The organism is Salmonella sp. SA14318 (assembly GCF_029866905.1).
Classification (GTDB): Bacteria; Pseudomonadota; Gammaproteobacteria; order Enterobacterales; family Enterobacteriaceae; genus Salmonella; species Salmonella enterica.
In genome coordinates, this window is sequence record NZ_CP123282.1 from 1,072,311 (window position 1) to 1,093,180 (window position 20,870).

Here is a 20,870-nt window from a genome sequence, read left to right on the forward strand (position 1 = left end):
ATGTGGCGTTGCGCCATGTCATGAATGTTTTGGGGATGGGCGTGTCGATAAGTGTCGAAAATGACATTTCAACGGCATGTTTTCGTCAAAAATGACAATCACCTGAGGAATGCCTGGTGAATCGTTTTGTAATTGCTGACTCCACTCTCTGTATCGGCTGCCACACCTGTGAGGCCGCCTGTTCAGAGACGCATCGCCAGCATGGCCTGCAGTCAATGCCGCGCCTGAAAGTGATGCTGAATGAAAAAGAATCTGCGCCGCAGCTTTGTCACCACTGTGAAGATGCGCCATGCGCCACGGTATGCCCGGTTAACGCGATTAATCGCGTTGACGGCGCTGTCCAGCTTAATGAAAGCCTGTGCGTGAGCTGCAAACTGTGTGGTATTGCCTGTCCGTTTGGCGCTATTGAGTTTTCCGGCAGCCGTCCGCTGCATATTCCGGCGAACGCCAATACGCCGAAAGCGCCGCCCGCGCCGCCAGCGCCTGCGCGCGTCAGTACGTTGCTCGACTGGGTGCCGGGCGTACGCGCTATCGCGGTGAAATGCGACCTGTGCAGCTTTGACGAGCAAGGCCCGGCCTGTGTGCGGATGTGCCCGACTAAAGCGCTACACCTGGTGGAGAACACGGATATCGCCCGCGCCAGCAAACGTAAACGTGAGCTGACGTTTAATACCGATTTTGGCGATCTCACCTTGTTTCAGCAGGCTCAGAGTGGGGATGCATAATGAGTTCACTTTCACTGATTACTAGCGGCGTCGCGTGGTTTGCCGCCGCCGCCGTTCTGGCGTTTCTGTTTTCGTTTCATAAAGCGCTGAGCGGCTGGATTGCCGGTATCGGCGGCGCGGTCGGCAGCCTGTGTACGGCAGGCGCGGGGTTCACCGCGCTGACCAGCGCCGTTACGGTGAGCGGCGTGATGCCGTTTACCGGTCACATGCTGCAAATTACGCCGCTGAATGCTATCTGGCTGATTACGCTGGGGCTGTGCGGCCTGTTTGTCAGCCTGTTCAATATCGACTGGCATCGCCATCCACAGGTAAAAGCCAACGGACTGTTGATCAACCTGCTGATGGCGGCAGCCGTCTGCGCCGTGGTCGCCAGTAATCTGGGGACGATGGTGGTGATGGCGGAAATCATGGCGCTCTGCGCCGTGTTCCTCACCGGCGGTAGCAAAGAGGGCAAACTGTGGTTTGCGCTGGGCCGTCTCGGTACGCTGCTGCTGGCAATCGCCTGCTGGCTGGTGTGGCAGCGCTACGGCACGCTGGATCTGGGGCTGCTGGATCAACGCGCTCAGCAACTGCCGCTGGGCTCCGATATCTGGCTGCTCGGCGTTATCGGTTTTGGTCTGCTGGCCGGGATTATCCCGCTACACGGTTGGGTGCCGCAGGCGCACGCCAACGCCAGCGCTCCCGCCGCCGCGCTGTTCTCGACCGTGGTGATGAAAATCGGGCTGCTGGGCATTCTCACGCTATCTCTGCTTGGCGGCAATGCGCCGCTGTGGTGGGGCGTGGCGCTGTTGGTGCTTGGGATGATCACCGCCTTTGTCGGTGGTTTGTACGCGCTGATGGAGCATAACATTCAGCGCCTGCTGGCCTATCACACGCTGGAAAATATCGGCATCATTTTGCTCGGTCTGGGCGCAGGCGTTACCGGGATTGCTCTCAATCAGCCGGTACTGATCGCGCTGGGTCTGACCGGCGGGCTCTATCACCTGCTGAACCATAGCCTGTTCAAAAGCGTGCTGTTTCTGGGCGCGGGCAGCATCTGGTTCCGTACCGGTCATCGCGATATCGAAAAACTGGGCGGTATTGGTAAACGGATGCCGGTTATTTCTATCGCCATGCTGGTCGGTCTGATGGCGATGGCGGCGTTGCCGCCGCTGAACGGCTTTGCCGGCGAGTGGGTGATTTACCAGTCCTTCTTCAAACTGGGCAACAGCGGCGCGTTTGTTGGTCGTCTGTTAGGACCGCTGCTGGCGGTTGGCCTGGCGATTACCGGCGCGTTGGCGGTGATGTGTATGGCGAAAGTGTATGGCGTTACGTTCCTTGGCGCGCCGCGCACGAAGGAAGCTGAAAATGCCAGCTGCGCGCCGATCCTGATGGGCGTCAGCGTGGTGGCATTGGCGATTTGCTGCGTACTGGGCGGGGTTGCCGCGCCGTGGCTGCTGCCGATGATTTCCACTGCGGTACCGTTGCCGCTGGAAACCGCGCACACCACCGTATCGCAGCCGATGATCACGCTGCTGTTGGTCGCCTGTCCGCTACTGCCGTTCATCATTATGGCGATATTCAAAGGCAACCGTCTGCCGTCGCGTTCTCGCGGCGCGGCCTGGGTGTGCGGCTACGACCATGAGCAGTCGATGGTGATTACCGCGCACGGTTTCGCCATGCCGGTGAAAGAGGCCTTTGCCCCGGTACTTAAACTGCGTAAATGGCTTAACCCGGTATCGCTGGTGCCGGGCTGGCAGAACGCGGCGGCCGCGGTGCTGTTCCGTCGTCTGGCGCTGATTGAGCTGGCGGTGCTGGTGGTGATTGTGGTTTCACGAGGAGCCTGAAAATGAGTGTGTTTTATCCGTTAATTCAGGCGCTGGTGCTATTTGCCGTTGCGCCATTGCTGTCCGGTATTACTCGCGTGGCGCGCGCCCGTCTACACAATCGCCGTGGGCCGGGCGTGTTGCAGGAGTACCGCGACATTATCAAACTGCTCGGTCGTCAGAGTATTGCGCCCGCTGATTCCGGCTGGGTTTTTCGCCTGACGCCGTTTGTGATGGTCGGCGTGATGCTGACTATCGCCACCGCGCTGCCGGTCGTCACCGTTGGATCTCCGTTGCCGCAACTGGGTGATTTAATCACCCTGATTTACCTGTTCGCGATTGCGCGCTTCTTCTTCTCTATTGCAGGCCTGGATACCGGCAGTCCGTTCACCGCGATCGGCGCCAGCCGTGAAGCGATGCTCGGCGTGCTGGTGGAGCCGATTCTGCTGCTGGGTCTGTGGGTCGCCGCGCAGGTGGCGGGTTCAACTCATATCAGCAATATCGCCGATACCATTTATCACTGGCCTGTCGCGCGCAGTATTCCGCTGATTCTGGCGCTGTGCGCCTGCGCCTTCGCCACCTTTATCGAAATGGGCAAGCTGCCGTTCGACCTGGCGGAAGCGGAGCAGGAGTTGCAGGAAGGGCCGTTGACCGAATACAGCGGTAGCGGCTTTGCGGTGCTGAAATGGGGCATCAGCCTTAAGCAACTGGTGGTGCTGCAAATGTTCGTCGGCGTGTTTCTGCCGTGGGGACAAATGGAAACCTTCAGCGCAGGCGGACTGTTGCTGGCGCTGGTGATTGCCGTCGTCAAGCTGATTGTCGGCGTACTGGTGATCGCCCTGTTTGAAAACAGCATGGCGCGACTGCGTTTTTGCGCCACTTCACGCGTGACCTGGGCCGGTTTTGGGTTTGCGTTTTTAGCCTTCGTCTCCTTGCTGGCGGCGTGATTTAAGAGAGTTTGAGCATGTCTGAAGAAAAATTAGGTCAACAATACCTTGCGGCGCTGCACCAGGCGTTTCCGGGCGTCGTGCTGGACGAAGCCTGGCAGACCAAAGATCAGCTGACTATTACGGTGAAAGTAAACTATCTGCCGGAAGTGGTGGAGTTTCTTTACTACCAGCAGGGTGGGTGGTTGTCGGTGCTGTTCGGTAATGACGAACGCCAGTTGTGCGGCCACTATGCCGTTTATTACGTGCTGTCGATGGAGCAGGGCACGAAGTGCTGGATTACCGTTCGCGTTGAAGTAGATGCCAATAAGCTGGAATTCCCATCCGTTACGCCGCGCGTGCCGGCTGCCGTGTGGGGTGAGCGCGAAGTACGCGACATGTACGGTTTAATCCCGGTCGGTCTGCCGGACGAGCGCCGTCTGGTGCTGCCGGACGACTGGCCGGATGAACTCTATCCGCTGCGTAAAGACAGCATGGATTATCGTCAGCGCCCGGCGCCGACCACCGATGCGGAAACCTACGAGTTCATTAACGAGCTGGGTGACAAGAAAAATAACGTGGTGCCGATTGGCCCGCTGCATGTTACTTCCGATGAGCCGGGCCACTTCCGTCTGTTCGTCGATGGCGAAAACATTATCGACGCCGACTACCGCCTGTTCTACGTCCACCGTGGTATGGAAAAACTGGCGGAAACCCGCATGGGTTATAACGAAGTCACCTTCCTGTCGGATCGCGTGTGTGGTATCTGCGGCTTCGCCCACAGCACCGCCTACACCACTTCCGTGGAAAACGCGATGGGCATTCAGGTGCCGGAGCGTGCGCAAATGATCCGCGCTATTCTGCTGGAAGTGGAACGCCTGCACTCGCATCTGCTCAACCTTGGCCTGGCCTGTCACTTCACCGGCTTTGACTCCGGCTTTATGCAGTTCTTCCGCGTGCGTGAAACCTCCATGAAAATGGCAGAGATCCTTACCGGCGCGCGCAAAACTTACGGACTGAACCTGATCGGCGGGATTCGCCGCGATCTGCTCAAAGAGGACATGATCCAGACCCGTCAACTGGCGCAGCAGATGCGTCGTGACGTGCAGGAGCTGGTGGACATGCTGCTGAGCACGCCGAATATGGAACAGCGTACCGTGGGTATCGGCCGTCTGGACCCGGAAATTGCCCGTGACTTCAGTAATGTCGGCCCGATGGTGCGCGCCAGCGGTCACGCCCGCGACACCCGCGCCGACCACCCGTTTGTCGGCTACGGTCTGCTGCCGATGGAAGTGCACAGCGAGCAGGGCTGCGATGTGATTTCTCGTCTGAAAGTCCGTATCAACGAAGTTTACACCTCGCTGAATATGATCGATTTCGGTCTGGATAATCTGCCGGGCGGCCCGCTGATGGTGGAAGGCTTTACCTATATTCCGCACCGTTTTGCGCTCGGCTTTGCTGAAGCGCCGCGTGGCGATGATATCCACTGGAGCATGACCGGCGACAACCAGAAGCTGTACCGCTGGCGCTGTCGTGCGGCGACCTACGCCAACTGGCCGACGCTGCGCTATATGCTGCGCGGCAACACCGTCTCCGATGCGCCGCTGATTATCGGCAGCCTCGACCCTTGCTACTCCTGTACCGACCGGATGACCGTGGTCGATGTGCGTAAGAAGAAGAGCAAAGTCGTGCCGTACAAAGAACTTGAGCGCTACAGCATTGAGCGTAAAAACTCGCCGCTGAAATAAGGAATCGCCATGTTTACCTTTATCAAAAAAGTTATCAAAACCGGCACGGCGACCTCGTCTTATCCGCTGGAGCCGATTGCGGTTGATAAAAACTTCCGCGGCAAGCCGGAACATAATCCGCAGCAGTGCATCGGCTGCGCCGCCTGCGTTAATGCCTGCCCGTCGAACGCGCTGACGGTGGAAACCGATCTTGCGACCAATGAGCTGGCGTGGCAATTCAATCTTGGCCGCTGCATCTTCTGCGGCCGCTGCGAAGAGGTGTGCCCGACGGCGGCGATCAAACTGTCGCAAGAGTACGAACTGGCAGTGTGGAAGAAAGAAGATTTCCTGCAACAGTCCCGCTTTGCGCTGTGCAACTGCCGCGTGTGTAATCGTCCTTTCGCCGTACAGAAAGAGATTGACTACGCCATTGCGCTGCTTGCGCACAACGGCGACAGCCGCGCGGAAAACCACCGCGAAAGCTTTGAGACCTGCCCGGACTGTAAGCGTCAGAAATGCCTGGTGCCGTCCGACCGTATTGAACTGACTCGCCATATGAAAGAGGTCAGCTAATGAGCAATTTATTAGGCCCGCGTGACGCCAACGGTATTCCGGTACCGATGACGGTGGATGAATCCATCGCCAGCATGAAAGCGTCTCTACTGAAAAATATTAAGCGTTCGGCATACGTTTACCGCGTGGACTGCGGCGGCTGTAACGGCTGTGAAATCGAAATCTTTGCGACGCTGTCGCCGCTGTTTGATGCCGAGCGTTTCGGTATCAAAGTGGTACCGTCGCCGCGTCATGCCGATATTCTGCTGTTTACCGGCGCGGTGACCCGCGCCATGCGCTCTCCGGCGCTGCGCGCCTGGCAGTCGGCGCCGGACCCGAAAATCTGTATCTCTTACGGCGCCTGCGGCAACAGCGGCGGTATTTTCCACGATCTCTACTGCGTCTGGGGCGGTACCGACAAAATCGTCCCGGTGGATGTGTATATTCCAGGCTGCCCGCCAACGCCTGCCGCCACGCTGTATGGCTTTGCGATGGCGCTTGGCCTGCTGGAGCAGAAAATCCACGCCCGCGCGCCGGGTGAGCTGGACGATCAGCCCGCAGAGATCCTGCATCCGGATATGGTGCAGCCGCTGCGCGTGAAGGTGGATCGCGCGGCGCGCCGGCTGGCGGGTTATCGCTATGGTCGTCAGATCGCTGATGATTACCTGACACAGTTGGGGCAGGGCGAGCAGCAAGTGGCGCGTTGGCTGGAAGCGGAAAACGATCCGCGTTTAACCGAAATTGTCACCCATCTCAATCATGTTGTTGAAGAGGCGCGTATCCGATGAGCGAACAGGTGGTGTTCAGTCAACTGAGCCGTAAGTTTATTGATGAGAACGATGCGACGCCCGCCGAGGCGCAGCAGGTTGTCTATTACAGCCTGGCGATTGGTCACCACCTGGGGGTTATCGATTGTCTGGAGGCCGCGCTCACCTGCCCATGGGATGAGTATCTGGCGTGGATCGCCACCCTGGAAGCCGGTAGCGATGCCCGGCGTAAAATGGAAGGCGTGCCGAAGTATGGCGAGATCGTCATCGATTTCAACCATGTGCAAATGCTGGCGCGCGCGTTTGATGAGGCGCGCGCCGCGCAGACCCCGCAGCAGCAAGAATGGAGCAAACTGATGCTCAGTATGCTGCATGACATTCATCAGGAAAGCGCCATCTACCTGATGGTGAGGAGGCTTCGTGACTGACGTTTTACTCTGTGTCGGCAACAGCATGATGGGCGACGACGGCGCAGGCCCGTTACTGGCGGAAATGTGCGCGGCGCAGCCGAAGGGTAATTGGGTGGTGATTGATGGCGGCAGCGCGCCGGAAAACGACATTGTGGCGATTCGCGAACTGCGCCCGCAGCGTCTGTTGATTGTCGACGCCACCGACATGGGGCTTAATCCGGGCGAGATCCGCATTATCGATCCGGATGATATCGCCGAAATGTTTATGATGACCACCCACAATATGCCGCTCAACTACCTTATCGATCAGCTGAAAGAGGATGTCGGCGAGGTGATTTTTGTTGGTATCCAGCCGGATATTGTCGGGTTTTATTATCCGATGACTCAACCGATTAAGGACGCGGTAAACACTGTCTATCAGCGTCTGGAAGGCTGGCAGGGAAACGGCGGATTTGCCGCGCTGGAAGCGCCGGAGGCGTAAAATGCGTACCCATTGGACGGATTTGTGTTACCCGGCATAGGCGGTAAGAAGGACGTGAAGATTATCGTATGGAGCGGACTGCTATTTTTCTGCATCGCCGCGCGCGCACTGGCCACCGGTTTTGTCGGTTACCTGCCGATGAGCGACGGTGAATATGCGCAAAAGCGTGCGCTGAAGCCGCTGTTGACCCTGCCTTATTCTGTATCGCCCGACCAGACCTGGCATTTTCGCCAGGTCGGAGTCAGTGGCGTGACGCTACTGCCGGAGCCGAAAAAAGATAACGAATGGCGGATTAGCGGAAAAGACAGAGCCGGTAATTCGTGGGTTGTCCCGGTGGGAATGCTGATTAATTTGGCGGGTAATGCGCAATTTTATCGCGCTGACCTCGATCGTAACGGCATTCAGGATCTGGTTATCTGGTTGGGCAATCCTGGGTTGGGCCTGGCGCCGAGCGCGCAATACATCATTTTCACCTTTCTCAAGAATGGCCGCCCCTGCGTCTTTGAACCGTGGGGGTTTTATACCGCCACCGATACTGGCGTCGATGATTTGCTTGATTTACAGGGCAATGGGCGCACGCAACTGTTGGATATGCAGTTTGACTCAGGCTACTGGATAACCAATTTATATCAGGTGAAGGACGCCCGCTGGCAGCGCGTACACGGCTGGTTTGGCCGGTTGAGTTATCCGGCGCTGACCCGTTTTAATCACTATCCTGGCCGTAAATTAATTATCAAACCTATTGCCGGAAGGAATCCGCAAACGGACGATCTTTCCCTTACGCAGCGCTGTTTAATACGCGGTAACGTATTGCCAGGCGTTAATCAGGATTGATGTCAGTTGCGGTGCAGAGTTGGCTGGCTATCACTGCAAATCTTGACCACCACTGGCGACATTACGTGTCATCGACACTTGTGACGATGACACGTAAATGCTCACGAAAATAGAAAGAATGTTCTTAAATAACAATGAAATAAAAATTGGCACGATTCGTGTATATATCGGCACATCATCTGTTATTGCTGGAGAATTTGATGAACCGTTTCATCATTGCAGACGCGAGTAAGTGCATTGGTTGCCGTACCTGTGAAGTGGCTTGCGTCGTATCCCATCAGGAAAATCAGGATTGCGCATCGCTGACCCCTGAAACCTTTTTACCTCGTATCCATGTCATCAAAGGCGTGAATGTTTCCACGGCAACGCTGTGTCGCCAGTGTGAAGACGCGCCGTGCGCCAACGTTTGCCCGAATGGCGCCATCAGCCGTGACAAAGGCTTTGTTCATGTGATGCAAGAACGCTGCATTGGCTGTAAAACTTGCGTAGTGGCATGTCCTTACGGCGCCATGGAAGTGGTGGTACGTCCGGTGGTTCGCAATAGCGGCGCGGGGCTGAACGTGCGTGCCGAAAAAGCCGAAGCCAACAAGTGCGATCTGTGTCACCACCGTGAAGCCGGTCCGGCCTGTATGGCCGCTTGCCCAACGCACGCCCTCATCTGCGTGGACCGCAATAAGCTCGAACAGCTAAGCGCGGAAAAACGCCGTCGTGCGGCGCTGGATTCAACGGCATCGCTGCTTTTCTGATTTCTGCGATTGCGCGTAGAATACGCCACAAAGCATTGCCGGATGGCGGCATCAATGCCTTATCCGGTCTACGGTCCGTGCGGTTGTAGGCCTGATAAGCGTCGCGCCATCAGGCATCCGGGTTCGATGATGGCGGGAAAATAAGATGGCGATAGACACACCTTCCGGCGTACAGCTACGCATTCGGGGCAAAGTACAGGGCGTCGGTTTTCGTCCTTTTGTCTGGCAGCTGGCGCAGCAGTTGCAATTACACGGCGACGTGTGTAATGACGGCGACGGCGTCGTCGTTCGGCTGCTGGAAGATCCGTCGCAATTTATTGCCGCGCTCTATCAGGATTGCCCGCCGCTGGCGCGCATTGACAGCGTTGAACACGCGTCGTTGGTATGGGAGCGCGCACCGACGGATTTCACCATTCGTCAGAGCGCAGGCGGTTCGATGAACACGCAAATCGTGCCGGATGCGGCGACCTGCCCGGCATGTCTTGCCGAGATGAATACCCCAGGCGAGCGGCGCTACCGTTATCCTTTCATCAATTGCACCCACTGCGGACCACGCTTCACCATTATTCGCGCTATGCCCTATGACCGGCCATTTACGGTGATGGCGGCGTTTCCCTTGTGTCCGGAATGCGACAGCGAATACCGCGATCCGTACGATCGCCGTTTTCATGCCCAGCCCGTTGCCTGTCCGTCATGCGGGCCGCATCTTGAGTGGCGGAGCCAACATGAACGAGCGGAAAAAGAGGCGGCTTTGCAGGCGGCGGTCGCCCAACTGAACGCCGGAGGCATTATTGCCGTTAAAGGGCTGGGTGGTTTTCATCTGGCCTGCGATGCGCGCAACGCTAACGCAGTGGCGATGCTGCGGGCGCGTAAACATCGTCCGGCGAAACCATTGGCGGTGATGTTGCCCACGGCGCAAACGCTGCCGACCGCGGCGCGTTCGCTGCTGACCACGCCAGCGGCCCCGATTGTACTGGTGGATAAGCAGTATGTACCTTCGCTGAGTGAGGGCATCGCGCCAGGACTTACGGAGGTGGGTGTGATGCTGCCAGCCAACCCATTGCAACACCTCTTGTTGCAGGAGCTCAATTACCCGCTGGTGATGACATCCGGCAACCTGAGCGGCAAACCGCCCGCCATCACCAACGAACAGGCGCTGGACGATTTACACGATATTGCCGATGGTTTTCTGTTGCACAATCGCGACATTGTACAGCGCATGGACGACTCTGTCGTGCGCGACAGCGGCGAAATGCTGCGTCGTTCGCGGGGATACGTGCCGGACGCGATTGCGTTGCCGCCCGGATTTCGCGATGTGCCGCCGATACTTTGTCTGGGCGCGGATCTGAAAAACACGTTCTGTCTGGTACGCGGCGAACAGGCGGTTGTCAGCCAGCATTTAGGCGATCTCAGCGATGACGGTATCCAGGCGCAGTGGCGCGAGGCATTGCGTTTGATCCAGTCAATCTACGATTTTACCCCAGAGCGTATCGTCTGTGATGCGCATCCGGGCTATGTTTCCAGTCAGTGGGCCAGTGAGATGCGTCTGCCGACAGAGACGGTGTTACACCATCATGCCCATGCGGCGGCTTGCCTGGCCGAGCATGGTTGGCCGCTGGACGGCGGAGAGGTGATTGCCCTGACGGTAGACGGTATCGGCATGGGTGAGAATGGCGCGCTATGGGGCGGAGAATGTCTGCGGGTCAATTATCGCGAGTGCGAACATTTAGGCGGTTTACCCGCCGTGGCGCTGCCGGGAGGCGATCTGGCTGCCAAACAGCCGTGGCGTAATCTGTTGGCGCAGTGCCTGCGCTTTGTGCCGGACTGGCAGGATTACCCGGAGACAGCGGGGCTGCAACAGCAAAACTGGAGTGTCCTGGCGCGCGCCATTGAGCGCGGCGTCAATGCCCCGTTGGCCTCTTCCTGCGGGCGGTTGTTTGACGCGGTGGCTGCCGCGCTTCGCTGCGCGCCAGCATCGCTTAGCTATGAGGGCGAGGCCGCCTGCGCGCTGGAGGCGCTGGCCTCTCAATGCGCTAACGTTGAGCATCCGGTAACGATGCCGCTTAACGGCGCTCAACTGGACGTCGCTGTTTTCTGGCGGCAATGGTTGAACTGGCAGGCCACGCCCGCGCAACGCGCCTGGGCTTTTCATGATGCGCTGGCGTGCGGGTTTGCCACGCTAATGCGCCAGCAGGCTACGGCGCGGGGGATAACCACTCTGGTCTTCAGCGGCGGGGTGATACACAACCGCTTACTGCGCGCGCGTCTTGCCTTTTATCTTTCTGATTTTAAATTGTTATTTCCGCAGCGGTTACCGGCGGGCGACGGCGGACTATCGTTTGGACAGGGCGTGATTGCCGCAGCGCGAGCGTTAAGGGAAGTGTAGGGCGCCGGATGGCGGCTGCGCCTTATCCGGCCTGTAAACAGATGCTCATTCTTAGGCCGGATAAGACGCGAAGCGGCGCCATCCGGCATCACAGGCTTATACGGACAACGTTTTCAGCAGTGCAAAGGCCTCTTTCATGCGGTCTTCACTCACCACAAAGGCGCGTAGTTGGCCTTCTCCGCTCATGCCTTTGGCAATCATACCGTCAGATTCTGCGGTAATATGCCAGCTCAAATCGCGGCGCTGAGTTTCTCCCGCCAGATGCAGCGGCAGTTCCGGCGTTTTGACTTTGACCAGCATCGCCGGTAGCTTCAGCGGCGCGTTGCCGCCGAGCAGATTTTTCGCCAGGTACATCGCGCTTAACTGGATCGGTTGCAGGAAGGGCAGCACCTGACCGTTGATCTCCGCGCAATCGCCGATCGCATAAATATCCGGGTGACTGGTCTGTAGATAGCTATCCACGCAGACGCCGCGGTTGACGGCTACCCCGGCGCGGCGCGCCAGAGCGGTTTCCGGGCGTAAGCCGGTGGCGGCAATCACCGCATCGACCTCAATACTATGCTGGCTTACCAGCGTAGCGCGGATACCGGCTTCGGTTTTCTCCAGTTTTTGCAACTGCGATTTCAGCAGCAGATGCACCCCCATATCGGTCAGGTGATGCTGTAAGCGACTGCTCACTTCTGGTGGCATCAGTGAGGCGAGAAGGCTGGCGGCGTTATCCATCAGCGTTACCGTTTTCCCGGCGCGGCAGAAATCCATCGCTAATTCACTGCCAATGAGACCGCCGCCGACAATCAGCACTCGCTGCGCGTCGCGCAGTTGTGTCTCACAGGCGCGGTACTCCTGCTGGCTATTCAAAGTAAGCATTAACTCACGTCCTGCAATCGGCGGCACAAAGGCTGTCGCCCCGGTCGCCAGTACCAGCTTGTCGTACTGCCACTGCTTATCCTGACTTTTCACCACATGGGCATCGGCATCAATGTCAGCAACCCTGGTATGCGGGAACAGTCGCAGATTAAACTGTTCAGCAAATTCCCCCGCTAACTGGCGGGTGAGAGCATCGGCGCGTTGCGATTGGCTGATAACGTGGCTGAGATCGGGCTTGTTGTACTCATCCATGCTGTCCGCCGCAATCAGAGTTAACGGCACATGCGCATCTTGTTTACGGATATTTTTGACGAGCTGGCGGGCGGCGAAGCCCGACCCAATAATGATGATCCCCCGACTCATTTTGCCTCCGTCGCCAGTACGTCGAACACGTCTTTACCTAATGAACATTCCGGGCACAGGAAGTTATCCGGCACGTCGTTCCACGGCGTACCCGGTGCGACATCCTGCAACGGCTCGCCCAGCGCAGGGTCGTAAATCCACTGGCATACGCTGCATTGCATTTTGGGGCCGAGGTCTGCGGCGGCGCAGGTTGTGGTTTCTTCGACTGGCGCGGTTTTCTGTGTGGTTTCCGGCAGCGGAGCAAGCGCCCACTGACGCGCGATGTCGCGACCGTGCTGACGGCACAACTCCAGCGCATCCAGATCCGGACGCCATTTCGCTTTCAGACTCAGGGACATTTCAAAACCGGCATCCTGTAAGCGCGTGGACAGTCGATCCACCGCGCCGCCGCTCCAGCCATGAGAACCGAAGGCGCTGGCGCGTTTGTTGCGAAAGCGCAGGCCGGTCATCTCTTCCACCAGACCAGCGATTTTCGGCATCATCACGTTGTTCATGGTAGAAGTGCCGACCAGCACGCCTTTCGAACGGAAGACGTTGGTCAATATTTCATTTTTATCGCTGCGGGCGACGTTAAAGATTTTGACCGCCACGTTCGGGTCCACTTCATTGATACCCTGCGCGATGGCATCCGCCATCATGCGAGTATTGTTCGACATGGTATCGTAGAAAATAGTGATACGATCTTCCTGATAATCTGCCGCCCATTTCAGATACAGTTCCACGATTTGCGTTGGGTTGTCGCGCCATACCACGCCGTGTGAGGTGGCAATCATATCCACCGGCAGGTTGAAGCCGAGGATTTCGGTAATTTTTGGCGTTACCAGACGGCTGAACGGCGTCAGGATATTGGCGTAGTAGCGCTGGCATTGTTCAAACAGTTCAGTTTGGTCCACTTCATCATTGAACAGGCGCTCGTCGCAATAGTGCTGACCAAAGGCGTCGTTGCTGAATAACACCGCGTCGCCGGTCATATAGGTCATCATGCTGTCCGGCCAGTGCAGCATCGGCGTTTCCACGAAGATCAACTGCTTGCCGTTGCCGATATCCAGCGTATCGCCGGTTTTCACCACCTTAAAATTCCATTCCGGGTGATGGTGATGGCCGTTGATAGAGTCAATGGCGTTGGCGGTACAGTAGATAGGCGTGTCCGGGATCTGCGCCATCAGTTCGGTCAGCGCGCCTGCATGGTCTTCTTCGGCATGGTTAATGATGATGTAGTCGATGTCCGCGAGGTCGATTTCACTGCGCAGATTTTGCACAAACTCACGGCTAAACTTATGATCGACGGTATCGATCAGCACATTCTTTTCTTCACGAATGAGATAGCTGTTATAGCTGCTGCCACGCAGCGTTTTGTATTCAGTGCCGTGAAAATCACGTACTTCCCAGTCGCGTTGGCCAACCCAATGAATATTATTTTTAACCAGAATAGACATAACCACCTCAATTCATTCAACGTTTACAAAAAGTTGTTTTGCTTATTGCAGGTAGTGTGCCAACTTTTCATCTTATTGATTTGTATGAAGTTATATTGGTTTTTTATTTTTGATGTAGTCAAAAAGACTATAAATGATGCTGTCAATATGACACTATAGATTGTCAAAATGACAATGAGGTAACCATGAGTTTTTCCGTGGAGGTATTGGCGGGCATCGCCATTGAGTTACAACGCGGCATTGGGCATCAGGATCGTTTTCAGCGGCTGATTACTACGCTGCGTCAGGTGCTGGCGTGCGACGCCTCGGCGCTGTTGCGCTATGAATCACGACAATTTATTCCACTGGCGATTGATGGCCTGGCGCAGGACGTTCTCGGCAGACGTTTTACCCTGGAAGGGCATCCGCGCCTGGAAGCCATCGCCCGCGCGGGGGACGTGGTGCGTTTTCCGGCTGATAGCGATTTACCCGATCCGTATGACGGGTTAATTCCCGGACAGGAAAGCCTGAAAGTCCACGCCTGTGTTGGTCTGCCGCTGTTTGCCGGACAGAACCTCATCGGTGCGCTGACCCTTGATGCTATGACGCCGGAGCAGTTCGAGGTATTTAGCGATGAAGAGCTACGGCTTGTTGCCGCGCTGGCCGCCGGGGCATTGAGTAATGCGCTGTTAATTGAACAACTGGAAAGCCAGAACATGCTGCCGGGGTCGTCAGGCGTGTTTGAACCGATAAAAGAGACGCACATGATCGGCCTGTCGCCGGCGATGACGCAGTTGAAAAAAGAGATCGAGATTGTGGCGGGCTCCGATCTTAACGTGCTGATCGGCGGTGAAACGGGGACCGGTAAAGAGCTGGTGGCGAAAGCTATTCACCAGGGCTCCCCCAGAGCGGTCAATCCGCTGGTCTATCTCAACTGCGCCGCGCTGCCGGAAAGCGTGGCGGAGAGCGAGTTGTTTGGTCATGTAAAAGGGGCTTTTACCGGGGCTATCAGTAATCGTAGCGGTAAGTTCGAAATGGCGGATAACGGTACGCTGTTTCTGGATGAGATTGGCGAACTGTCGCTGGCGCTACAGGCCAAGCTACTTCGCGTGTTGCAGTATGGCGATATTCAGCGCGTCGGCGACGATCGTAGCCTGCGCGTGGATGTGCGGGTGTTGGCGGCGACCAACCGTGACCTGCGTGAAGAGGTGCTGGCGGGGCGTTTTCGCGCCGATCTGTTCCATCGCCTGAGCGTTTTCCCGCTCTTTGTACCGCCGCTGCGCGAGCGCGGCGATGATGTGGTGCTGCTGGCGGGCTATTTTTGCGAGCAGTGCCGACTGCGGCTGGGGCTGTCCCGCGTGGTGCTGAGTCCCGGCGCACGTCGCCATTTGCTCAACTATGGCTGGCCGGGCAACGTCCGGGAGCTGGAACATGCCATTCACCGTGCGGTTGTACTGGCGAGAGCGACCCGGGCAGGGGATGAGGTGATACTGGAGGCGCAGCATTTTGCCTTGTCAGAGGACGTTTTACCCGCGCCGCCTGCGGAAAGCTTTCTGGCGCTGCCGGCCTGCCGCAATTTGCGCGAATCGACGGAGAACTTCCAGCGAGAGATGATTCGCCAGGCGCTGGCGCAAAATAATCACAACTGGGCGGCCAGCGCGCGGGCGCTGGAAACCGACGTCGCCAACCTGCATCGGCTGGCGAAGCGTCTGGGACTGAAAGATTAGATAATCCCCGCCTGGTAGAAATCCTGTAGGTTAATGGCGCCGGTGAGTTTGCCGTTTTCATCGACCACTGGCGCGGCGGTAATTTTGCGTTTCATCAGGAGCTCTTTGGCGTCAACGGCGCGGCTTTGCGCCTGGAGCGTAATACCGTTGGGCGTCATGGCTTCGCTTACCGGCGTGGTGAGCGCGCCGCCGCCTACCAGCCAGCGACGCAGGTCGCCGTCGGTAAAGACGCCTTTCACAACATGTTGCTCATCGCAAACCGCCACCAGCCCCAGCCCGGTACGGCTAAGTTCCAGCATGGCATCCATCACGCTGGTGGCGAGCATCACCTGCGGTATTGCATCGCCCTGGCGCATCAGGTGATGCACATTATTGAGCAAACGCGCGCCCAGTGCGCCAGCCGGATGCGAACGGGCGAAATCTTCTTCGTTAAAACCGCGCGCCTGCATGACCGCCATCGCCAGCGCATCGCCCATCATCAGCGTATTGACGGTACTGGATGTCGGCGCCAGATGCATCGGACAGGCTTCACGCTCGACGGAAATATCCAGAACGGCTTTTGCCGCTCGCCCCAGCGGAGAGTGAGGTTTACCGGTCATCGCCAGCAGCGCGACGGATTTATCTTCCAGACGCGGGATGATGAGGTCGAGTTCTTTTGCGCCGCCGGAATAGGAGATAAATAACATCACGTCGCGGCTTTCAATCATCCCCAGATCGCCATGCAGTGCTTCCGCCGGATGAACAAAAAAAGCGGGAGTACCGGTACTGGCAAGCGTCGCGGCGATTTTTTTACCAATATGACCTGACTTGCCAATGCCGGAAACGATCACTTTGCCTTCACAGTGAATAATGATATTGGCGGCGCGGACAAAATCATCGCCCAGACGCTCCGGCAGACGGCTGGCTTCCTGTAGCTCCAGCATTAAGGTCTGACGGCCCGCGTTTAGTAGTGCATCACTCATTGCTTTCTCCGGTTATGATTACTTCAATCCCTTTTGCTTCCAGCGCCTGACGAAATGCCGGATCGATACCCGCGTCCGTGATCAGTTTGTCGACGGTTTCCAGACTGCACACCACATTGGGGCTTTTACGACCAAATTTTGAGGAGTCCGCCATCAGAATCACCTCGCGTGCTGCATTGCACATTGCGTTACTGACGGTGTAAACCTCATTGAACGTGGTCACACCGACATTCAGGTCAATACCGTCAGTTCCCATGAAAAGTTTATCAAAGCTGAATTGCTCAAAGGCGTTTTCCGCCAGTTGACCGTGAAACGACGCCGATTTTTTACGGAAGGTGCCGCCGGGCATCAGGATAGTTTGTTCGTTGTCCAGTTCCGATAGCGCGTTAACAATATGGAGGCTGTTGGTCATCACCGTGATGTTGCTAAAACGCGAAAGCAACGGCACCATCTGTAACACGGTACTTCCGGCGTCCAGAATAATGGAATCGCCATCATGGATATATTTCACAGCGGCTGCGGCTATCAGCGCTTTTTTGTGGGTGTTGATAAGCGTTTTGTGATCAATAGGCGGATCGGACTCTTCTTTATTCAACACCACGCCGCCATAGGTGCGGATGACGGTTCCGGCATTTTCCAGAATGACCAGATCTTTACGGATAGTGGTGCCTGTCGTGTCAAAGTACTGGGCCAGTTCTTCAACCGAGCATTTTCCCTGTTTTTGCAGGTGCTCCAGAATCGCGGCCTGACGCTGACGAGGTTTCATAGGCGTGATTACCCTGACTTATGTATTTACCCGTCATACTTCACGCTGCATGTGCGTTGGCTTTCCTCGCTTACCCCGGTCACGTACTGATGTACGCTCCTGGGATTCACTGCGTCGCCGCCTTCCTGCAACTCGAATTATTTAGGGTATTGGTTGCAAAATGATAATTTCGCAAGCTATACGCATTCACAACGAAATTACCCATGTTTCAGTTTAAGCGCCAATGATAGTGCATTCTGCGCGAGCGAATCATGGGGAAAGATCACATCAGGCTGTAATTCATGCAAATGTTTTCCTTGCATTGCGGCAATTTTAACCGGTCTGGCGAATACCGTAAGGCCTTTCATCAATAAAGTGTCCGTCACCCGCTGCTGTTCGTCCAGCGCCACGGCAACCACCACCCGGGGCTTAAAACGCCCGCCGGAGCGCCCGACGCCGACCCGCCCCTGTTGGCTAAGTTTATCGAAAGCTCGATTAAAGCGGGAAATCTGCCAGCCGCCCAGCGCCAGTTGCGCACACCAGGCGATAACGGCGACGGTAATCAGAGTGGAAACCATAATGTGCTCCTGTTGGTTTGCCTGATGGCGGCGTAACCGTCTTATCCGGCCTACGGCGCCATCCGGCAATTCACGGTCAGAACATCACTTGACCGCCGGTTACGTTGATCGACTGCCCGGTGCAATAAGACGCTTTCGGGCTGGCATAAAATAGCAGCATGTTCAGCACATCCTGATAATCACACCCGCGTTTGAGCGGTACCTTATCAATGTAATACTGCTCCACCTCGTCGGGCTTAATGCCCAGTTTAGTGGCGTATTGCGGCAGCAGTGACTGGAACATCGGCGATTTCAACAGGTTGCCGAGCATCAACGAGTGTACGGTAATGCCGTATTCCGCCAGATCCAGCGCCAGAGACTGGGTTAACCCCACGCCGCCGAATTTCGCCGCGCTGTAGCCGGAGTTGTGTTTACTGCCCACTTTGCCGGATTTAGAGTTAATCTGAATAATGCGCCCCTGAATGCCGTCGCGGATCATCAGGCGGGAAAACTCACGGGCGCAGAGGAAATAGCCTACCAGATTCACCTGTAGCGAGCGGTCAAAATCGCCCAACTGGAAATCGCTGATAAACGCCGCTTTGGCGATACCCGCGCTGTAAACCAGCAGATCGACGCGCCCGAAAATCTCGTCTACGCCGCGGGACAGCGCCAGCACGCTCTGCTCGCTGGTGGCGTCGGCGCCAAAACCGTACGCCATACCTTCGCCAAAATCGGCGTTAATTTCCTGGGCGACATTCGCGGCTTTATCGCTTTGAATATCAACGACCGCCACGCGGTATCCTTCTTCTGCAAGCCCACGGCAAAGGAATGCCCCCAGGGTCTGGCCTCCGCCAATGACAACGGCAACTTGATTCATGTTTTTTCTCCTTAAGCGACAAACGTCAAAATACAGCCCGGCGCGATATCGTCCGGTACAGGCCCCGCAACGTGTACGGTGCCGGGAAATTCTGCTTCGCGCAGACCATCGAAGCGCAAAGTGATATGCCCCAGTTCACGCAGGTTTTGCTCGGCTACGCTGCCGACCGCCGTGACCGGATAGCAATGTTGGCCCAATTCACACCGCGCGCCAGGCTGCAGCGCGCCGGTCAGTTCGCCATGACAATGGATGAAGCAAAATTCTTCGATATCCGCCGGCGCGCCTTCCCGAAACGTAATCAGCATCTGTTCGCCGAGCGCCTCCTTCGCGCTCTGGCCGATACGGGTGATGGTGGTTTGATAAATCACGCTCATGTCTGAACCTCTTATTGATAGATAAAGCCGGAAACAAACCAGGCGATAAGTACCGTGGGCGCGCCAGTCAGGAAGCGTCCGACCAGCACAGAAGGTACGCCGACGCGAACGGTGTCTTGTTTCGCTTCCGCCAGTGACAGGCCGACCGGGATAAAGTCGCAGGCCGCCTGCGCGTTAATCGCGAACAGGGCGGGAAGCGCCAGATGCGGGGGGATATTGCCCAGGCCTATCTGAACGCCGATCAGGACGCCAATGACCTGAGCGATAACCGCGCCAGGGCCGAGAAAGGGCGACAGCAGCGGGAAAGAGCAGATCAATGCCAGCGTCACCAGCCCCAGTGGATGGCTGGCTAATGGCGCCAGGCCGTGGGCGATCCAGTCGCCAAGACCTGAGGCCATAATGATGCCGATCAGCGCCGAAACGAACGCCATAAACGGCAGGATTGTTTTCAGGACTGTATCAATGGTGTCGCGACCGGACTGGAACAGTACCGCCACGGCGGAGCCCATTCCCATACCGACTTTTGCCAGCAGCCCGTCGCTCTGCTCGGTGATTTTTTTGCTGGTGTCGTAGTCACGTCCTAATGTCGTTTTGGCAGGCTGGGGACTGGCAGGCGTTTCGCCGACAAGAGTAATGTTTTCTTCTTTTACGCCGGAGACATAAATATCCTCAACAATATACTGCGCCAGTGGGCCGGACTTACCCGTCGAGTGAATATTAATGGTTGGAATCCGGCGTTTCGGATAGATACCGCAGCGCAGCGTACCGCCGCAGTCGATAATGGCCGCGCCGATCTCCGCTTCCGGCGGTTCGCCTTCTTTAAAGCCGTCCACCGCTTGCCAGCCTGTTAGTTGCGCCAGTTTGTCGACGATCGCCGGGCGCGTACCGGCTGTGATATAGACGATCTTTTTGCCTGGCGTAACGTCCAGTTCAAGCGGGCCGCCCCAGCCGCCGGCGCCTTTCTCAATACGAACCCGTGTCATGATACCGCTCCTGTCAGATGAACTTTCTGCTCAAGTTGAATCCCCATTTTTTTCTCAAAAATAGCGGTGGTGAGATCGGTGACCCAACCGCGGAAGAAGTTCGTCACCAGACCTACCAGCAGATAGCTCACCGCGAGCGGGCCGAGAGGAAGCCCTAACGTGGTGAGTCCGCTGGCGATACCCAGATAAACAAACAGTTCGCCGGGATTGATATGCGGAAACAGACCGTTCATGGAGTGACAGCTATAGGAGGCCGCCGCGTAATAGCTCGGCTTGTACTTCTCCGGCATAAAGCGTCCCAGACTCAGGGTCATCGGATTACAAAAAACAAATGTCCCGATACACGGTAAAAGCAGGTAACGAGATAGCGGATTTCCGGCACAACGTTGGGCAAAACGCTCAATACGCTGCTGGCCGATAAAATTGATGAGCGCATTCATGATAACCAGCAGGCTTATCAGTAGCGGAAGAATACCTGTCACCATACCGGTAAACACCTCTCCGCCTTTCTGGAATAACCCGATGAACCACTCCGCACCATGTGTAATGGTTTCGATCATTGTTCTCTCCTGTAGGGTTTTTAGTTTTCTTGCTAATTTCCTGTTCATTGTAATCATGTTGAAAGATTAAAAAGTGTTATT

At 56.6% G+C, this 20,870-nt stretch carries 21 protein-coding genes; 12 read left to right on the plus strand and 9 right to left on the minus strand.

Annotation, left to right across the window (positions count from 1 at the left end; translation table 11 throughout):
• Nucleotides 1–116: 116 nt before the first annotated feature.
• The 11 genes from hycB to hypF all read left to right on the plus strand — a co-directional run bounded on the left by hycB (nt 117) and on the right by hypF (nt 11,359).
• Entirely contained in the window at nt 117–725 is a 609-nt protein-coding gene (gene hycB, locus QEN32_RS05135; RefSeq protein WP_001079164.1) for a formate hydrogenlyase subunit HycB, read from the plus strand.
• Nucleotides 725–2,551 carry a formate hydrogenlyase subunit 3 gene (gene hycC, locus QEN32_RS05140; protein WP_000097037.1) on the plus strand — a complete coding sequence of 609 codons (1,827 nt, stop codon included), beginning with the start codon at nt 725–727 and terminating at the stop codon, nt 2,549–2,551. The genes hycB and hycC overlap by 1 nt, the downstream gene beginning before the upstream one ends.
• Nucleotides 2,552–2,553: 2 nt before the next feature.
• Nucleotides 2,554–3,477 carry a respiratory chain complex I subunit 1 family protein gene (locus QEN32_RS05145; RefSeq protein ID WP_000110563.1) on the plus strand — a complete coding sequence of 308 codons (924 nt, stop codon included), beginning with the start codon at nt 2,554–2,556 and terminating at the stop codon, nt 3,475–3,477.
• Between the two features lie 17 nt (nt 3,478–3,494).
• Nucleotides 3,495–5,204, plus strand: coding sequence for a formate hydrogenlyase subunit HycE (gene hycE / locus QEN32_RS05150; protein ID WP_001288155.1), 1,710 nt, complete (start codon nt 3,495–3,497; stop codon nt 5,202–5,204).
• A 9-nt stretch (nt 5,205–5,213) separates the two neighbouring features.
• A complete protein-coding gene (hycF, locus tag QEN32_RS05155) occupies nt 5,214–5,756 on the plus strand; it encodes a formate hydrogenlyase subunit HycF (protein WP_000493767.1) in 543 nt (180 codons plus the stop codon).
• A complete protein-coding gene (gene hycG / locus QEN32_RS05160; RefSeq protein ID WP_000067419.1) occupies nt 5,756–6,523 on the plus strand; it encodes a formate hydrogenlyase subunit HycG in 768 nt (255 codons plus the stop codon). The genes hycF and hycG overlap by 1 nt, the downstream gene beginning before the upstream one ends.
• Nucleotides 6,520–6,930: a formate hydrogenlyase maturation HycH family protein gene (locus tag QEN32_RS05165; RefSeq protein ID WP_000003725.1), complete on the plus strand. Its 411-nt coding sequence runs from the start codon at nt 6,520–6,522 to the stop codon at nt 6,928–6,930. Before hycG ends, QEN32_RS05165 begins: the two co-directional genes overlap by 4 nt.
• A complete protein-coding gene (gene hycI, locus QEN32_RS05170) occupies nt 6,923–7,393 on the plus strand; it encodes a hydrogenase maturation peptidase HycI (RefSeq protein ID WP_010835030.1) in 471 nt (156 codons plus the stop codon). Before QEN32_RS05165 ends, hycI begins: the two co-directional genes overlap by 8 nt.
• A 24-nt stretch (nt 7,394–7,417) precedes the next feature.
• Nucleotides 7,418–8,227 (plus strand): hypothetical protein, encoded by an 810-nt coding sequence (locus QEN32_RS05175; protein ID WP_000936681.1) that lies wholly within the window; start codon nt 7,418–7,420, stop codon nt 8,225–8,227.
• A 200-nt stretch (nt 8,228–8,427) separates the two neighbouring features.
• Nucleotides 8,428–8,973, plus strand: a complete 546-nt coding sequence (gene hydN, locus QEN32_RS05180) for an electron transport protein HydN (protein WP_001078791.1) — start codon at nt 8,428–8,430, stop codon at nt 8,971–8,973.
• A gap of 145 nt (nt 8,974–9,118) precedes the next feature.
• A complete protein-coding gene (gene hypF / locus QEN32_RS05185; protein WP_265321977.1) occupies nt 9,119–11,359 on the plus strand; it encodes a carbamoyltransferase HypF in 2,241 nt (746 codons plus the stop codon).
• Nucleotides 11,360–11,455: 96 nt separating this feature from the next.
• On the opposite strand, the gene norW is transcribed toward hypF, so the two are convergent.
• Both norW and norV read right to left on the minus strand, forming a co-directional pair.
• Nucleotides 11,456–12,589, minus strand: coding sequence for an NADH:flavorubredoxin reductase NorW (gene norW, locus QEN32_RS05190; protein WP_080250662.1), 1,134 nt, complete (start codon nt 12,587–12,589; stop codon nt 11,456–11,458).
• Nucleotides 12,586–14,025 (minus strand): anaerobic nitric oxide reductase flavorubredoxin, encoded by a 1,440-nt coding sequence (norV, locus tag QEN32_RS05195; protein WP_000026011.1) that lies wholly within the window; start codon nt 14,023–14,025, stop codon nt 12,586–12,588. Before norV ends, norW begins: the two co-directional genes overlap by 4 nt.
• 185 nt (nt 14,026–14,210) lie before the next feature.
• Here norV and norR point away from each other — a divergent pair, with 185 nt between their 5' ends.
• A complete protein-coding gene (norR, locus tag QEN32_RS05200; RefSeq protein ID WP_000010813.1) occupies nt 14,211–15,731 on the plus strand; it encodes a nitric oxide reductase transcriptional regulator NorR in 1,521 nt (506 codons plus the stop codon).
• Here norR and gutQ read toward each other — a convergent pair.
• From gutQ to srlA, 7 genes are all read right to left on the minus strand, one after another.
• A complete protein-coding gene (gene gutQ / locus QEN32_RS05205) occupies nt 15,728–16,693 on the minus strand; it encodes an arabinose-5-phosphate isomerase GutQ (RefSeq protein ID WP_265321978.1) in 966 nt (321 codons plus the stop codon). The two genes, norR and gutQ, sit on opposite strands and share 4 nt — an antisense overlap.
• Entirely contained in the window at nt 16,686–17,459 is a 774-nt protein-coding gene (srlR, locus tag QEN32_RS05210; RefSeq protein WP_000804536.1) for a glucitol operon DNA-binding transcriptional repressor SrlR, read from the minus strand. The genes gutQ and srlR overlap by 8 nt, the downstream gene beginning before the upstream one ends.
• A gap of 197 nt (nt 17,460–17,656) precedes the next feature.
• Nucleotides 17,657–18,016 (minus strand): transcriptional regulator GutM, encoded by a 360-nt coding sequence (gene gutM, locus QEN32_RS05215; RefSeq protein WP_000255198.1) that lies wholly within the window; start codon nt 18,014–18,016, stop codon nt 17,657–17,659.
• A gap of 76 nt (nt 18,017–18,092) precedes the next feature.
• Nucleotides 18,093–18,872: a sorbitol-6-phosphate dehydrogenase gene (srlD, locus tag QEN32_RS05220; protein ID WP_001077372.1), complete on the minus strand. Its 780-nt coding sequence runs from the start codon at nt 18,870–18,872 to the stop codon at nt 18,093–18,095.
• 11 nt (nt 18,873–18,883) lie between these two features.
• The gene (gene srlB / locus QEN32_RS05225) at nt 18,884–19,246 is read right to left on the minus strand and encodes a PTS glucitol/sorbitol transporter subunit IIA (RefSeq protein WP_000111553.1); all 363 of its coding nucleotides are present in this window, start codon (nt 19,244–19,246) and stop codon (nt 18,884–18,886) included.
• Nucleotides 19,247–19,257: 11 nt separating this feature from the next.
• Complete coding sequence (locus QEN32_RS05230; RefSeq protein WP_000199039.1) at nt 19,258–20,229, minus strand: PTS glucitol/sorbitol transporter subunit IIB; 972 nt, start codon at nt 20,227–20,229, stop codon at nt 19,258–19,260.
• Nucleotides 20,226–20,789: a PTS glucitol/sorbitol transporter subunit IIC gene (gene srlA / locus QEN32_RS05235; protein WP_000573333.1), complete on the minus strand. Its 564-nt coding sequence runs from the start codon at nt 20,787–20,789 to the stop codon at nt 20,226–20,228. The genes QEN32_RS05230 and srlA overlap by 4 nt, the downstream gene beginning before the upstream one ends.
• Nucleotides 20,790–20,870: the final 81 nt, after the last annotated feature.

What these genes read in the sequence shown, in the direction of transcription:
- hycC (WP_000097037.1), top strand. Translation starts at nt 725, where the DNA reads ATGAGTTCACTTTCACTGATTACTAGCGGCGTCGCGTGGTTTGCCGCC.
- QEN32_RS05145 (WP_000110563.1), top strand. Translation starts at nt 2,554, where the DNA reads ATGAGTGTGTTTTATCCGTTAATTCAGGCGCTGGTGCTATTTGCCGTT.
- hycE (WP_001288155.1), top strand. Translation starts at nt 3,495, where the DNA reads ATGTCTGAAGAAAAATTAGGTCAACAATACCTTGCGGCGCTGCACCAG.
- hycF (WP_000493767.1), top strand. Translation starts at nt 5,214, where the DNA reads ATGTTTACCTTTATCAAAAAAGTTATCAAAACCGGCACGGCGACCTCG.
- hycG (WP_000067419.1), top strand. Translation starts at nt 5,756, where the DNA reads ATGAGCAATTTATTAGGCCCGCGTGACGCCAACGGTATTCCGGTACCG.
- QEN32_RS05165 (WP_000003725.1), top strand. Translation starts at nt 6,520, where the DNA reads ATGAGCGAACAGGTGGTGTTCAGTCAACTGAGCCGTAAGTTTATTGAT.
- hydN (WP_001078791.1), top strand. Translation starts at nt 8,428, where the DNA reads ATGAACCGTTTCATCATTGCAGACGCGAGTAAGTGCATTGGTTGCCGT.
- hypF (WP_265321977.1), top strand. Translation starts at nt 9,119, where the DNA reads ATGGCGATAGACACACCTTCCGGCGTACAGCTACGCATTCGGGGCAAA.
- norW (WP_080250662.1), bottom strand. Translation starts at nt 12,589, where the DNA reads ATGAGTCGGGGGATCATCATTATTGGGTCGGGCTTCGCCGCCCGCCAG.
- norV (WP_000026011.1), bottom strand. Translation starts at nt 14,025, where the DNA reads ATGTCTATTCTGGTTAAAAATAATATTCATTGGGTTGGCCAACGCGAC.
- norR (WP_000010813.1), top strand. Translation starts at nt 14,211, where the DNA reads ATGAGTTTTTCCGTGGAGGTATTGGCGGGCATCGCCATTGAGTTACAA.
- gutQ (WP_265321978.1), bottom strand. Translation starts at nt 16,693, where the DNA reads ATGAGTGATGCACTACTAAACGCGGGCCGTCAGACCTTAATGCTGGAG.
- srlR (WP_000804536.1), bottom strand. Translation starts at nt 17,459, where the DNA reads ATGAAACCTCGTCAGCGTCAGGCCGCGATTCTGGAGCACCTGCAAAAA.
- gutM (WP_000255198.1), bottom strand. Translation starts at nt 18,016, where the DNA reads ATGGTTTCCACTCTGATTACCGTCGCCGTTATCGCCTGGTGTGCGCAA.
- srlD (WP_001077372.1), bottom strand. Translation starts at nt 18,872, where the DNA reads ATGAATCAAGTTGCCGTTGTCATTGGCGGAGGCCAGACCCTGGGGGCA.
- srlB (WP_000111553.1), bottom strand. Translation starts at nt 19,246, where the DNA reads ATGAGCGTGATTTATCAAACCACCATCACCCGTATCGGCCAGAGCGCG.
- QEN32_RS05230 (WP_000199039.1), bottom strand. Translation starts at nt 20,229, where the DNA reads ATGACACGGGTTCGTATTGAGAAAGGCGCCGGCGGCTGGGGCGGCCCG.
- srlA (WP_000573333.1), bottom strand. Translation starts at nt 20,789, where the DNA reads ATGATCGAAACCATTACACATGGTGCGGAGTGGTTCATCGGGTTATTC.